The sequence below is a fragment of the Thalassotalea agarivorans genome (assembly GCF_030295955.1).
GTDB lineage: Bacteria > Pseudomonadota > Gammaproteobacteria > Enterobacterales > Alteromonadaceae > Thalassotalea_D > Thalassotalea_D agarivorans.
In genome coordinates, this window is the sequence record NZ_AP027363.1 from 2,932,990 (window position 1) to 2,947,585 (window position 14,596).

A 14,596-nucleotide genomic window follows, 5' to 3' on the forward strand; every position below is an offset into this window, starting at 1 on the left:
CAACCTATTTAGGGTGTAAATAAAGGAAGTTTTTTGGCTTGTATAAGCCGCAAACCTGCTGGTTTGACATCCCTTAAATTCATGGGATGATTAACTTTCCTTATGTTCATTGTATGGATAACTGTAAAAACGCAAGTTTTTTTCAGGGGATTCAAAAGGGGATATTTTTTAAAACATCCCCTTTGTGGGTCTCCAGGGCAACGCCTTGGGCAAGTTGCGATTTACAGTAATATCTTTGATGTTACTATGTAAATTGCAATCTTGCCATGTGCTTACGCCCAAGTTATGTGAAGACTTCGTGAAGCGTGTTTTTTAACCCAGCTTGACAAGGTAATGCATTTGCATTACCATAAAGCATATAGGTTAATTTCAACGTAGGAGGTTTCATCATGGCTGAAATACTATATGCCGAAGCTACCCTGACTGAGCGTTATCAGAACACCGTTCCAGCGGCTGTGCGTAAAGCCCTGCACCTGGAAAAAGGAGATAAGGTTCGCTACGCCGTCAGCGATACTGGCGAAGTAAAACTATCGCGTGCCGACTCAGAACAAGCCGATCCTGTTATTGGTCAGTTCCTGAGCTTTCTGGCAGACGATATGCAAAATCACCCAGACCGACTGCAAGCTGTTACCCCTGCTTTGCGAGGTCGCATTGATGCGCTGGTTGGCGATATGGATGTTGATCTGGATGCACCGCTTTCTGAAGAGGACGAATAAATTTGTCTGATTCAGAAATGCTCGTTATAAATGGATGGACAATTTATGCCCATCCATTTTTTTTGGATCAGCTTGAAGAGCTGATTCAAAAGGTAGAAAGCCTGAAGGCGAAAGACCCAAAAGGCTACAAGAAGAAAAACGCGACCAAGCGTTTGGCTGCCATCAACAAACTGGCCTTTGAGAATATTCCTCAAGACCCGACAATGGATAAGTATCGCCAAGGCGATACGCTGGGTGGCGAATACAAACATTGGTTTCGCGATAAATTCTACCAGCAATACCGCCTGTTCTTTCGCTACCATAAAGAGGCAAAAATCATCATCTATGCCTGGGTGAATGACGACAAAACATTGAGAGCATACGATAGCAAAACAGATGCCTACAAAGTATTCGCTGGCATGCTAGATGATGGCAACCCACCCGATGATTGGGATGAACTATTGAAAGCAGCCAAGAAAGAACAGGCGCGCTTGGACAAAGCAATAAAAAAAGAGGGCTAAAATTCGCCCCCTAATATATTGCAGTAAATGTCTCGCGCTGTTTCTTCATAAGCCAGCCACGCCAGAAAGTTCTTTAAATCATTCTGACCAATCTCAGGCATGATTCATTGTTCTTCAAGCTCCATACGCCAATACTCAATTTCATCATAATGTTCATCGAAAAAAGCGTGAGTGTCATGGTAGCTGATCATCGATCAAATCATCCCTGACTGGCAACCATACTCCAGTAGGTTTTGAAAGAAATCATCAAATGATGAGTAACCGCTAGTAAGGGCTTCTTGAGCAACTATAGATTTAAGCCCAGCATCGCTATTAGCGATTTCAGTTAATGTTTTTATCGTGTCCATAAGCATACGATTAAATAATAAAGTGGGCATGGTAAATCGGGCAGCCTTTTCTTAGGCGATAGCCGCCGAGTCAAAGAACCGTTATTTCGCCAGAAATCGGTTATTGACTCGAAGAAACGCCCGATACCATTGCCAAGCTTTATGATTGTTTTTCTTGGATTCACCACCCCACACTGCCGGAGAACGCGAAGCAAAAAAGCCCAACCGCAAGGTCGGGCTTTTAATCTGATTGAAAGCCGCAAGCGATTGCTTACAGCTCGAAATCGAAAGCAACTTGCTCACCTGTTGAAATATTAATTTTATGGCATCCTGAACCAAGTTGTTGTGGTGGCGTTTTTTGAATTCCCTCCTCTGTTGGTGACAGGTGATCGCAAGTTGTGGATTTTGATGCTGTGAGTAGTGCTTGCATCCTTAGTCGGTATTCCCAGTTGTTAAGATAATGTGCTGGCGTTAGCCAGCGCTCTCTCATTTCCATCGACAGGGCATTACCAACGATGATTTCACCTGGAATATTCCAAAGACTAAGTTGCAAGTACGCCATCAGCGCAGCGACACGATTAATGTCGATACAACTGACCCAAAGCTTATCCGCAGGATTATGCTTATGACTTAACATGATTTTAGCGAAAGCTAAAACCATGCCGCCTGCGCCGCAGGCTGGTTCGCTTAGTGTGACAAAAGGCTTATCCAAATTTCGTAAACCATCCCCGTGCCCAATTTGAGCCATGAGTTCTGAAACCGCCGCAGGCGTAAAATACTGCCCGTTTTGCTCACTACCCAAACCAATTTCCATATACAAGCCTCCAAGAATGTCGGTCGGTTCTGGCTCCAATAACATCGTCAACAAACCTAACATCTCGCACATTCGTTGAATGTCCTCTGAATTGTAGGTATTGATAATGTTCAGGTATTCCGTCTCCAACTCTTCATTCATATTGACTGCATTATGAATTGCGATTGCTGAGGTCGTTACAAAATCCCTAAAGACATCATGGCGATGTCTTTCAAGTGCGATACCCCTAAACAATGTTAGGAATTCAGACCGCATTGCTGACGGTGAGAGTGAGTTTTTTTCCATTAGTGACTCCATTAAAAATGAAGCGCACCGCTGGCACCAAGCCAGCATTGCGCTGACTTGATTTGCCGAAAATCTTCGGCACCCACGTTTCAGTTATCCATCACATGAATGATGAATAACTGAAACATAGGATGGAGGATTTATTTTTTACCTTATTGAGAAACTGTACTTTGTCAAATTTTAATAAAATGCAGTCTCTGTATTTATTAAATGTTCTTATCCTATGTATTAAATGATGTACTCATTTTTTGTGTGACTGCTATGCTAGCCAAAAACTGATTACTTATTTCCGTAAAGAGTCGTGATGATTGGCACAAGGAATCTTACTGGCTGGCGAAAAGTATCTAACCGGCTGACACAAACTGTCGTGCGTTCTCTGGTCTATACTCGCAGCCTTTATCGCAGGGTTTAATCCAGCCATAACCTAGAGAGTGCGCAACTCGATGAAGCACAATACTAAAGTATTTTGCTTTGCTTCTTACGCCTCAATCCCGATACCGTTCTTTGAATTCACCTAGCGCACGGTGAATTGCATTTTCGCTATAGTGAAGTGCAAACTTTTTATAGAGCGAAAGATTTTCTTTGCCTCATACGACTTCGTAAATTTGTGACGCAAGGTAGCTGACGATTGCAGGGTCAGAATTTTTGATAGGCAAACTAACAGATTGTTGAGGCTTAGACAGGCTTCACTTAACGGTTCTAAATCGGCACTTCCAGTCTGCACCGTCAGACGTTTTTAAAATATCAATTTTAAGAATACTAAGGGTTGAAAGCATCTTACCATCCAGTGAAGCCTTAAAATCTTCAAGCAAGGTTTTACGCTTGCTTTTGTAAGCATAACGGCTTGCACTTAAATTCAAATCATCGACCAGATTCCTGGCCGTTCTTTCATAGATACCGTTCTTTACCAAAAACAGGTCAACCATATCGTAAAGCACCCGTTGTACGGGTGAGTTGATTGAGTGCCTGACACTCAAATTCATAGGGGCTGTTTTTTTGTTTCTGAGATTCTCGATGATCCTATCATCGAATTGAATCTCACAGGTTTGGTCAAACTGAGTTGAAGCAGAGCTTCGTTCAGACGGGCTGCTGTAATTGTACTGATTCAGAATATGCTGATTCTTCACCGTTTGCGGTGATGACTCATCCGCATAAAAAGACAGCACCCAACTAATCGTGGTTTTATATAGACAGTCCAACTCTTCAGAAACAATTTTTGACCATTTTCCGTTAGATGGTACGCCCATGTATTTGATGATTTCGTTGATAGAAGTTGTGATGATGCCTTCAGTCATTCATCGCTCATAAAAAATCTGTGTGAGAGCCAGATAGACTTCTTTAGTTCTGTCGGTATAACAACGATTTGCCTTGGATGGCTCGATCACGATTTTTCAGACCGCCTTCAGGCTGTCTGGCAACTTTATCTTGAACGCCTTTTCTCTGACCAGATTCAATCACCTGGACTTTCTATGAGGAAAGATAAAGTTGCTGAATTTTTCCAGATTCAGCTCTGGTCGAATAATGGTAATAACCTCATTTTCTGAAAGACTGATTTGTTCAATATGTGAGATTTGTCTTTCCAAAGGTTTGGTTAAGCAAGGAACTATCTTATTCGCTGTTTTATTCATAGGGGGATGATTAGAAAATAAGCCTGCGACACTTTGTGCCAAACCCATCTTACTTATTTCGGATTAAAAGCAAGCTTAATCCGTTGACAGTTGCTTAAACTGTTATTTAACTAGGCTCAGGGAGCAATCATTTTGCCTTTAGGTAGCAAAAACGGTATTTTTATTAGATGGAGCCACCTTTTTCTGAACAGCTATGCCAGATTGCCGACAGTATGGGAATCGCAATGTATCAGCGATTTACCATCGCTGAGGCAGCACTGTTTTTGCGTTGTCCAGTTTCCGACCTTGAAGAGCTGATCAACAACAATAGCATCTCATTTATTCAGGTTACAAAAACGGAAATTAACTTTTTTGGCTTTCAATTGCTCGAACACTTACTTGGAAACGTCAACGAAGCACCCACACCAAAAACGCAAACCGCCCACGCCCAAAGTGAAGATAGAATTATGCGAATTCAGGAAATCATAGAAATCACTGGCGTGTCTCGAAGCACTATTTGGAGAATGGAGCGCCGAGGTGAATTTCCTTCAAGGGTTCCGCTGGGAGCAAGCAGTATCGGCTGGTTAAAAAGCGATATCGATACCTGGCTTAAAACAAAGAAAGAGTAAATGCGGTCATTCATAGTCAAGACTGCCAAATACGACTCAGAGGCTTTAGCTGTCATTAACAGTTCAAACTTATTGATTTAGAGTGCTTTCGAAGCAGCCATTCAGGATGTATGCATATGTTAAAGCAAATACTAATACTTCAAGATTATATAATAACCTTCTATTACGAAAGTTTTGTGTATACTAAAACAAATTAAAGTAAGAACAGGTCATCGCAATATGCTTCTGCATTTATTTAAATTGTCTTTTTCAGCGCTAGTATTCGTCCATCTTATTACCCCAGCTATTGCTGCTACGTATAACGTAACATCTACAAACTGTTTGGGGTCAGACTCAATAACCGAAGCCATATCATTGGCTAATGCCAACCCAGGTGAGGATACAATAGAAATTTCGAGTGGAATTAGTATATCTGGCTGTGGCCCGTTAGACCCCAGAGCTCCTTTCTATCTTGTTATTACTGATTCGCTTATTATCAATGGTAATTTTTCAACCATTCGTGGTTTTAACGATTGGTTAACGCCAAATGGCAACCTCAGCCCACTTTATCCCGATGATGAAAGCTGCCCTAGTCAAGCAGTCGGCTGGAAGTTTATAGGTGCTTCAAATGGCCTATTCCAGATCGGTGAATATCAAACAGATAATTCAGGGCTTGTCGTTAAAGTTAATGATCTTTTCGTTGAAAAAATGTCTATGCTGGCTGAAGTAGAAGATAATGCTTCTTTAGAGTTAACCCGTGTGTTCACTAATAAAATAACTAGCCTGCTTTCATCGTGTCAAGCACCGCTAATTTTTGCCAACCCTGGGGCAGATATCAGTATCGAAAGTTCACTATTTCAAAAGTCAAAATCATGGTCAACATTACCCCCAAGTGTAAAGGGCATGATAAAAAATTCCGGTTCCAGCCCACAAAGTAATTCAGAGCTACTAATTAAAAACTCTACATTTGACGCTAACTACCAAAAGGCCGCTATTGTTTGGAGAGGTGATGTCAATATTGTTTCTTCAAAACTCTATAATTCTGGTGGATTGTTCTTTTACGATGGTACCGCAAATCTTATCAATTCTATTGTTTTTCAGGATGGCAGATTAAATGGTCGTGATAGGGATTGGATTTTTGTTTGGGATGCAGACCTTAATGTTATTGCCTCTACACTTTCTTTTGGGCACACAAGTTGTGATAAAACCTTGTTTCCTACTACCTGCGTAAGCCCTAACTGGCCTAACTTTGATTTTGTTAATCGATCGCTAATTATGTCATTTTTATCAGGAAGTATTTCATTCAAAGAATCAGCAGTACAAGTTCGGTTACCAAGCTTCGGAGATGAGCAGCAACCGCTTATGCGGGCTTATGACGCAAGCACAATAACGGCAGATGCTAATACTTTTATACAACCAGTTCCCCTACAGGATGCAACTGCTCTGGAAACTTTAACCTCTCAACCTTCCCTCTTAACAGGCAGCCCTTCAATGCCTGTACTAGCTAACGAGGTGGAGCTTTTACAAACTTACCCTCCTTCTGTCGTTACACCAATTATCAGTCAATCAAGCACGCCTGGTATATTAATCGACGCTATCGATAATGCTGGTAGTGGGCAAATAAACGAGCTTTTGGATCATGAGGGTAACCCCATTACAACGGATGCTTTAGGTAACCCTCGAGTAGATAGTAACGACAGAAGAAATATTGGTGCCGTACAAACAACTTTATCCCCCCATCTTATTGTATCAGGTATAGATAATGGCTTGGTTCAATTAGCTTGGAGTAAACCTATTGACCCTGTTGGAGGGGCGCTAACAAACTATGATGTTTGTTATGGCTCAGGAGCTAGCCCTGACCCTGTTGCATTAGGTACATCTTGCAGTGGCACGCTTCAAGTTATTGCCAATATGCCTGACACCCTGTCTGGTGATGTAAGTGGTCTAACGAACGGTACGAAGTATTGGTTCTTGGTGAGAGCGAACAGTGCAGGTGGTGCTTCTCCATGGAGTAATGTAGTTGAAGAAACGCCTTATGGCCCTATAGCTGCTCCCGTCATAACCGCAACACCCAAGTACAATCAAGTTGATTTGCAATGGGGACATATTGATGCTGGTGGAAAACAAGTTTCTCACTACATCGTAAAATGGCGAATACAAGGTACTGATAATTGGTTAGGGTTTAAGCAGGTTGAACTGCCTAACAATGGCATGATCAATGTTGGCACTACTATCAAAGCCAGTGTCACCAATACCGAACATACATTAGGCACTTATTACGAATATGCCGTTTTTGCTCAAACTACGGATGGTGACAATGGTGAACGCGGCTTTGCTACCGTTCCCACGACAGCCGAACTAGGTAAAGCAGAGACAGGCACCAAAAAAGGTGGTGGTAGCTTATCTTTTGTTTTACTGCTTGGCGCTATTCTTGTTTTTAGGGTTCGAAAGTTAACAACTCTGCTGTCTAAACCTTTATTGTTAGTTTCAACTTTAGCCTTGTCTACTTTTTCACAAGCAGAAGAAACGGGGTCAGATAAATACAAAGGCTTTACCGTCGATTTAGGTCTTGGTGTTTCTTATTTGTCGCCTGATCTAGACGCTACTGACTGGGAACAGGATAAAAAAGCTCAACCTGCTTTTGGTTTCGGCATTGGTTATCAATTTGATGAAAATTGGTCTGTCGACATCAGTTACCACTGGCTTAACCATGTAAAGCTTCAATCTGATAATCTTAACTACCCTGAGACAGAGCTTCATTACCACATGCTTAGCGGTAATGCGAAATACAGGTTAAATCAATTGTGGGGGAACAATTACGCACCGTTCGTTATGCTTGGTGTAAGCCATTTAGACGTAACTGTAAGCGGAAGTTCCTCTCTAATTGAAGAAGATAAAAATACTCAAATTGATTACGGCATAGGAATCAATTTAAGTGATACTGATTTAGGTAAAGTAGACTTAAGCTGGAAAAAAGTTACTGGTGACGTTCAATTATTAGAGATTAGAGTTGTTGTAGATATTACAGACTGATCATTTTAAAAGTAAATAATCTTTCTGCTTGGCTTTTTGGCGCGGCCGTTTTCCTAGAATAGGTCAACTCGAAAGACTTAAGCCCAAAGGTAGCTTCAGCCTCATTTCTGACATGTATTGAATGTCTGCTTTTCTGGAATATGTTAAATTACGAACTTGAAATCCAATGACCGCTATAGCCTCACAGCAGACTAACACCTTAAAAATATGAATGGCCACTTTCAGGTGCGGTCTATCCTCTGTCATTCTGAGTAAAACGAAGAATCTCGTTTTTGAGTATTAGGATCGAGATCCTTCACTGCGTTCAGGATGACAAATAGAGGAGGCAGTTAAAGCCTCTAGGCAGTATATCGACAATGCAGCTTTGAGTGACCGCTTTGTGAGCCTTTTACATCTAATATTTTTCTTTTATCTCGTCCAAGTAATCAGCCCAATACTGCATCAATTTCTTTCTTTCAGACAAGTAGATAGACCGGTTATATGCTCGCGAAGTTGCCGTGCCAATCAAGTGAGCCAACTGCACCTCAATAACATCATGTTCCCACCCCTTTTCATGCAAAATCGTGGATGCTGAAGCTCTAAATCCATGTGTGGACATTACATCTGCGGTATAACCTAAAACTCTTAAACGGTTCGTCATTACATTTTTACTGATTGGTCTGCTGCTATTCCTTTCACTTGGAAAAACATACTGCGAATAGCCAGTAGCCAGCTTTATCTCCTGGAGTTGCTTCACCACTTGATCAGCCATCGGCACCAGATGTTCACGCTGTTTTTTCATTTCCTCTTCAGGAATACGAATCAGCCTGTCTTCAAAATCAATATAATCCCATTTCAAATTCCTTATTTCCGTAGGTCTGAGAAACACGCGAGGGATTAATTTCAGCGCCTCACTGGTGCAATAGCTGCCAGAAGTATTGCTATCAATATCAGAGATCAGCTTCCCTAGCTCCTTCGGATTAACAATCGCAGCCAAATGCTGCACTTTTGGTGCTGGCTTTAGAATATCTCTTAAAGGAAGTCCTTGAGCTGGATTGACCCTCGTCAGTCGGTGAGCCAACGCATAACCAAAAATTCTATTGATAATCGACAGTACAACCGGCGCTTTTTTCCTTGCACCTGTTGCCTCAATAGACAGCATCAAATCTGTTATGTGTCCTGCATCAATTTCATCAATAGGAAGATCGGAAATATCTTTCATATCATTTTGAATCCAGCGCCGCACTCGCCCTGCATGATCGACTGACCAAGCACCTTTTTGCTGCTCCCACCATTTCATTGCAACAATGCCAAAGGCTTGATCACCCGGATTGCTCGACCTTTTTCTTTCTCTTCGCTCTTCCATTGGGTTGATAGCCTGAATAAGCGATATACGGGCTTCTTCCGCCATTTTTCGGGCGTCACTCAACGAAATAGTGGGGTACCGACCCAGCGCCATCTCTTGGTGCTTGCCAGCATACTTGTAGCGGAAGCGCCAGAACTTCGAGCCATTACTTTTTACTAATATAAACAAGCCCTTACCATCAGATTTTTTAATCTGCTTCTTGCCTGGAGGGCATGACATGCTCTTGATTTCTTGCGCTGTTAACATCACTTCTCCCTCTAAAGTGGGGTACCATTGGGGTATCAGGTGGGGTACCAGTCTATGAAATATAGCAATAAATGACCACTAAATTTTGCGATACCCCACCTTCAACTCACCAGCACCTTAAACTCACTGAAGAAAAATGAAACAAACTGAACAGCTGAAAAATAAAAAAGCCCTGTAAATCAACGATTTACAGGGCTTTGAAACGCGATAAACGCGGATGAATAATCTACATCAAGATTACATCATACCTGGCATGCCACCCATGCCGCCCATGCCGCCCATGTCAGCTGGCATAGCTGGCGCTGCATCTTTCGCTGGAAGCTCTGTAATCATCGCTTCTGTGGTTAGCATTAAACCTGCAATTGATGCTGCAAATTGCAATGCACTACGCGTCACTTTTGTTGGGTCAAGAATACCTTCAGCTACTAGGTCTACATACTCACCTGTTGCTGCGTTGTAGCCTTCGTTACCTGATTTTGCTTTAACCGCATTAACAACAACTGATGCTTCTTCACCACAGTTGTCTACGATTTGGCGCAATGGCGCTTCCATAGCACGTAATGCTACGTTAATACCGTGGTTTTGATCTTCGTTGTCACCTTTAAGGCCTTCAAGTTTAGCCGCTACACGCACAAGTGCCGTACCACCGCCTGCTACAACGCCTTCTTCTACCGCTGCGCGAGTAGCGTGAAGTGCGTCATCTACACGATCTTTTTTCTCTTTCATTTCGACTTCAGTGGCTGCACCAACCTTGATTACGGCAACACCGCCTGCAAGCTTAGCTAAACGCTCCTGAAGTTTTTCTTTGTCGTAGTCTGACGAAGATTCTTCGATTTGACCACGAATTTGGCTTACGCGTGCATCGATATCAGCTTCTTCACCAATACCGTCGATGATTGTTGTATTGTCTTTTGAAATAACAACTTTCTTCGCTTGGCCTAAATCTTCTAATGTCGCTTTTTCAAGCTCCATACCAATTTCTTCAGAAATCACTGTACCCGCAGTTAGGATAGCGATGTCTTGCAACATAGCTTTACGACGGTCACCAAAACCTGGCGCTTTAACTGCAGCTACTTTAACGATACCGCGCATGTTGTTTACAACTAATGTCGCTAGTGCTTCACCTTCTACGTCTTCAGCAATGATAAGCAATGGCTTACCTGCTTTAGCAACACCTTCTAGTGTTGTCAGTAGTTCACGGATGTTAGAGATTTTCTTATCAACCAATAGGATGAATGGATTTTCTAGTTCTACACTGCCATTTTCTTGGTTGTTAATGAAATAGGGCGAAAGGTAACCACGGTCAAACTGCATACCTTCAACAACGTCAAGTTCGTCAGTTAATGATTGACCTTCTTCAACAGTGATAACACCTTCTGTACCAACACGGTCCATTGCTTGCGCAATAATTTCACCTACTGACGCGTCAGAGTTTGCCGAAATTGTACCAACTTGCTCAATAGCTTTGTTGTCAGCACATGGCGTAGAAAGTGCTTTAAGCTCTTCTGTTGCTGCTACTACAGCTTTGTCGATACCGCGCTTAAGATCCATTGGGTTCATACCAGCTGCGATAGACTTAAGGCCTTCGTTAACAATTGCTTGCGCTAATACTGTTGCCGTCGTTGTGCCGTCACCTGCTTCATCATTCGCTTTTGACGCAACTTCTTTCACCATTTGTGCGCCCATGTTTTCAAACTTGTCTTCAAGTTCGATTTCTTTTGCTACTGAAACACCATCTTTAGTGATTGCTGGACCACCAAATGCTTTGTCCAATACAACATTACGACCTTTCGGGCCTAGCGTTACTTTTACTGCGTCTGCTAAAAGGTTTACACCTGTTAGCATTTTAATACGTGCATCGTTGCCAAATTTTACGTCTTTAGCTGCCATGATATTTTCCTATCTATTTTTTCTAACAAAAGCCGGCGCTTTTGATTGGATAATTATGTTAAGTCTTATTCGACGATCGCTAGGATGTCTGCTTCGCTTAGGATAAGTACTTCTTCGCCGTCAATTTTTTCAGTTTTAACGCCGTAACCTTCGTTAAAGATAACTTGATCACCAACTTTTACGTCTAATGCACGGACATCACCATTTTCTAAAATACGGCCATTGCCAACAGCAATTACTTCACCGCGCGTTGACTTTTCTGCAGCACTACCTGTTAAAACAATACCGCCAGCTGATTTAGATTCTACTTCTTTACGCTTGATGATAACGCGATCATGTAAAGGACGAATGCTCATTTGTATCTCCTGAGTCTTAAATTTTGTGTGGTTAACAATCTATGTATGCTTGCTTTTATGGGGTTAAATTTAGTCGACTCAACCCCAAATACTATTTTTTTTACTCTTTTCTTTCGAACTCACCATCTATGGTGCGATCTTGCTTTGATTTTTCTTGCGTCGTGTAGACGTTATGGCTTTCAAATTGGGTAAAACCATTGCGTTGCATTTGCGCAACAAATACGTGCTTTTTAACGCCATTGATCAAGTTTTTTCGAACCTGCGGAATTAATAAAGACAAGCCAAAGATATCAGTAACAAAACCAGGCGTTACCAGTAACACGCCGGCAACAAGCAAAAGCATACCTGCAACGATATCGTCTGAAGGCATTTCGCCTTGTGCCATTTTAAGTTGCACTTTTTGCATAGTAGCAATGCCTTGTGCTCTTACATTTTTAGCGCCAAGCCATGCCGTTAAAATAACGATTGCGACCGTTGGCCAGACGCCCAATATCGATCCCACTTGGATGATCACGGCTATCTCGATAATCGGGATAACGATAAAAAGTAAAAACAAAATCTGAAACATATCATGCCTTTTTCATTTATGATGAAACTAATATGAGGGAAGTTAGGTCAATTTCAAGTAATCTAGCAGCAATTAATGAGATAAACATGTATCAAATTGTTTTAACCACGTGCCCTGACAAGGAAACAGGGCTCGCAATGGCGCGTACTTTAGTTGAAGAAAAACTCGCCGCATGTATCAACATTATCGACAACATCACGTCGATTTACCAATGGCAAGGTGAAATGCAACAAGGTACAGAGGTACAACTGGTGATCAAAACCTTAGCTAACAACTTTGACGCCGTGCGTGATAGAATAAACCAATTACACAGCTATGAAATAGCCGAGATTCTCGCCGTTGATATTCAAAAAGGCGATAAACATTACCTACAGTGGGTTTCAGAGAGTTTGGCTTAAGATGATGAAAAAATTACTAACTATTTGCTTACTGTTTGTTGCGATAACAGTAGGCGCGACACAACAGTCCCCATTTGATACTTCCGATCAATCGCTATTTTCTAACCAAAGCGACTTTTTGCCGGTAGACAAAGCATTCCTATTCGACTTTTATCAAAATAAGAATACGCTAGAAATCAGTTTCAATATTGCACCAGGCTACTATTTATATCGCCATAAAACGCAGTTTAGTGCCACCAATGCTACGCTAGTTGAACCACAACTTCCTGTTGGTATTGAACATGAAGATGAATACTTTGGGGTACAGCAAATTTATCGCCAGTCGCTAGATTTAACGTTGAACTTCGACGAAATTGGCGAGAATGCAACCATCGCTATTAAGTATCAAGGCTGCGCTGATAAAGGCTTGTGCTACCCTCCTGAAGTGATCAACTTGGACTTAACCGCTGTTGCAAGTGCAGCAAGTAGTAGCGATGTTCTAGGTGCACTTTCTCAACAAAGCGGTGACTCAAGCAGCAATAATATCAGTGAACAAGGCAAACTGGCTCAAGCGCTAGCAAGCGGCAGTTTATGGATTATTGTTACCGGCTTTTTCATCGGCGGTATCGTTTTAGCCTTTACGCCATGTGTCTATCCGATGTACCCAATCTTAACCGGTATAATCGTTGGCCAAGGTGACAAACTAAGCAATAAGCAGGCCTTTAGATTGTCGTTCGTTTATGTACAAGGCATGGCAATTACTTACACCTTATTAGGGGTCGTTGTTGCGTTAGCAGGCGCACAATTTCAAGCCATGTTCCAGCACCCAATTGTATTAGGTGTTCTAAGTGTACTCTTCATTGTATTAGCCTTATCTATGTTTGGTGTGATTACCTTATCTATGCCTGCATCATGGCAAACCAAACTGAACAACTTAAGTAATAAGCAAAAAGGTGGCTCATACTGGGGCGTATTTGTGATGGGCGTTATTTCAGGTCTTGTCGCATCGCCTTGCACTACTGCGCCGCTTACTGGTGCACTGTTGTATATCTCGAACACTGGCGATGTCGTTATTGGTGCTGCAGCGCTTTACGCGTTAAGCCTTGGCATGGGATTACCACTTCTGGCACTTGGTAGCTCGGGTGGCAAGTTACTACCTAAAGCAGGTGCTTGGATGGATGTTATTAAGAATGCCTTTGGCTTCTTGTTATTAGCGGTACCGATCTTCCTACTTGAGCGCTTTATTCCTGCTGCGTGGACTACGGTGTTGTGGTCTATCCTTGGGTTAAGTGCTGCAACGTACTTGTATGTTGTTAATCAAAATACAGTAAAAGGCTTTTTCTACGGTGTGCGCAGCTTGGTGGTATTTGTATTGCTATTCTTTTCCGCAATGCAATTGTACCAGCAAGTCTTTCCACAGCCAGTGGTTGCGCATCAGCAAGCTGACATCAAACACTTTGTCTATGCCAAAAACAGCGCGGAGCTAGATGCGCTAGTCGCGCAAGCAAACGCCAATGGTCAAACTGTAATGGTAGATTTGTATGCTGACTGGTGTGTTGCCTGTAAGGAATTTGAAGAACTTACCTTCCCAACACCTCAGGTGCAAGATGCGCTGAGTAATACGCTGCTAGTACAAATCGACTTAACCGATACCGGTACTCCCCAAGCACGTGAGCTAATGAGTCAGTATCAAATTTTTGGTTTACCTTCTATTTTGTTCTTTGACTTAAACGGTCAAGAATTAAAGAACAATCGGGTAACAGGGTTTATGGCGGCAGATCCTTTTGCAGCCCATATCAACCAAATATTTGCACAAAATTAACTCGGTTAACATCGTTTTACTACCCTTCCTTTCGTAGAAAGTCGCTTGCAAACGCTTGTTGTAAGCGACTTTTTTATAACCCTCTCAAGAGATAAGACCAGTA

13 protein-coding genes are annotated in these 14,596 nt (G+C 42.1%); 6 read left to right on the forward strand and 7 right to left on the reverse strand.

The annotated features are described in order from the left end of the window. Positions 1 to 389 precede the first annotated feature (389 nt). Together QUD85_RS13345 and QUD85_RS13350 are read left to right on the forward strand one after the other, a co-directional pair. The gene (locus QUD85_RS13345; RefSeq protein ID WP_093330938.1) at positions 390 to 716 is read left to right on the forward strand and encodes a type II toxin-antitoxin system PrlF family antitoxin; all 327 of its coding nucleotides are present in this window, start codon (positions 390 to 392) and stop codon (positions 714 to 716) included. Positions 717 to 733: 17 nt separating this feature from the next. Further along, the gene (locus tag QUD85_RS13350) at positions 734 to 1,216 is read left to right on the forward strand and encodes a type II toxin-antitoxin system YhaV family toxin (protein ID WP_218139603.1); all 483 of its coding nucleotides are present in this window, start codon (positions 734 to 736) and stop codon (positions 1,214 to 1,216) included. 104 nt (positions 1,217 to 1,320) lie between these two features. On the opposite strand, the gene QUD85_RS15300 is transcribed toward QUD85_RS13350, so the two are convergent. The 3 genes from QUD85_RS15300 to QUD85_RS13360 form a co-directional block, all read right to left on the reverse strand. Further along, the gene (locus QUD85_RS15300) at positions 1,321 to 1,407 is read right to left on the reverse strand and encodes a hypothetical protein (protein WP_456154907.1); all 87 of its coding nucleotides are present in this window, start codon (positions 1,405 to 1,407) and stop codon (positions 1,321 to 1,323) included. A 406-nt stretch (positions 1,408 to 1,813) separates the two neighbouring features. Next, positions 1,814 to 2,641: an N-6 DNA methylase gene (locus QUD85_RS13355; RefSeq protein WP_177168919.1), complete on the reverse strand. Its 828-nt coding sequence runs from the start codon at positions 2,639 to 2,641 to the stop codon at positions 1,814 to 1,816. A gap of 686 nt (positions 2,642 to 3,327) precedes the next feature. Next, the gene (locus QUD85_RS13360) at positions 3,328 to 3,936 is read right to left on the reverse strand and encodes a hypothetical protein (RefSeq protein WP_093330926.1); all 609 of its coding nucleotides are present in this window, start codon (positions 3,934 to 3,936) and stop codon (positions 3,328 to 3,330) included. Positions 3,937 to 4,436: 500 nt separating this feature from the next. On the opposite strand from QUD85_RS13360, the gene QUD85_RS13365 reads away from it, so the two are divergent. Both QUD85_RS13365 and QUD85_RS13370 read left to right on the forward strand, forming a co-directional pair. Then, positions 4,437 to 4,877, forward strand: coding sequence for a helix-turn-helix transcriptional regulator (locus QUD85_RS13365; protein ID WP_093330919.1), 441 nt, complete (start codon positions 4,437 to 4,439; stop codon positions 4,875 to 4,877). A gap of 219 nt (positions 4,878 to 5,096) precedes the next feature. Next, positions 5,097 to 7,889, forward strand: a complete 2,793-nt coding sequence (locus tag QUD85_RS13370; RefSeq protein WP_093330916.1) for an outer membrane beta-barrel protein — start codon at positions 5,097 to 5,099, stop codon at positions 7,887 to 7,889. A 394-nt stretch (positions 7,890 to 8,283) separates the two neighbouring features. On the opposite strand, the gene QUD85_RS13375 is transcribed toward QUD85_RS13370, so the two are convergent. The 4 genes from QUD85_RS13375 to QUD85_RS13390 all read right to left on the reverse strand — a co-directional run bounded on the left by QUD85_RS13375 (position 8,284) and on the right by QUD85_RS13390 (position 12,294). Next, positions 8,284 to 9,480, reverse strand: coding sequence for a tyrosine-type recombinase/integrase (locus tag QUD85_RS13375; RefSeq protein ID WP_093330913.1), 1,197 nt, complete (start codon positions 9,478 to 9,480; stop codon positions 8,284 to 8,286). A gap of 237 nt (positions 9,481 to 9,717) precedes the next feature. After that, positions 9,718 to 11,370, reverse strand: a complete 1,653-nt coding sequence (groL, locus tag QUD85_RS13380) for a chaperonin GroEL (protein ID WP_093330909.1) — start codon at positions 11,368 to 11,370, stop codon at positions 9,718 to 9,720. A 65-nt stretch (positions 11,371 to 11,435) separates the two neighbouring features. Beyond that, complete coding sequence (locus QUD85_RS13385) at positions 11,436 to 11,726, reverse strand: co-chaperone GroES (protein ID WP_093330905.1); 291 nt, start codon at positions 11,724 to 11,726, stop codon at positions 11,436 to 11,438. Between the two features lie 100 nt (positions 11,727 to 11,826). Then, a complete protein-coding gene (locus tag QUD85_RS13390; RefSeq protein WP_093330903.1) occupies positions 11,827 to 12,294 on the reverse strand; it encodes an FxsA family protein in 468 nt (155 codons plus the stop codon). 86 nt (positions 12,295 to 12,380) lie between these two features. Here QUD85_RS13390 and cutA point away from each other — a divergent pair, with 86 nt between their 5' ends. Then, positions 12,381 to 12,692 (forward strand): divalent-cation tolerance protein CutA, encoded by a 312-nt coding sequence (gene cutA, locus QUD85_RS13395; RefSeq protein ID WP_093330901.1) that lies wholly within the window; start codon positions 12,381 to 12,383, stop codon positions 12,690 to 12,692. Between the two features lie 4 nt (positions 12,693 to 12,696). Continuing rightward, positions 12,697 to 14,493, forward strand: a complete 1,797-nt coding sequence (locus tag QUD85_RS13400) for a protein-disulfide reductase DsbD (RefSeq protein ID WP_093331130.1) — start codon at positions 12,697 to 12,699, stop codon at positions 14,491 to 14,493. The last annotated feature ends 103 nt before the right edge of the window (positions 14,494 to 14,596 follow it).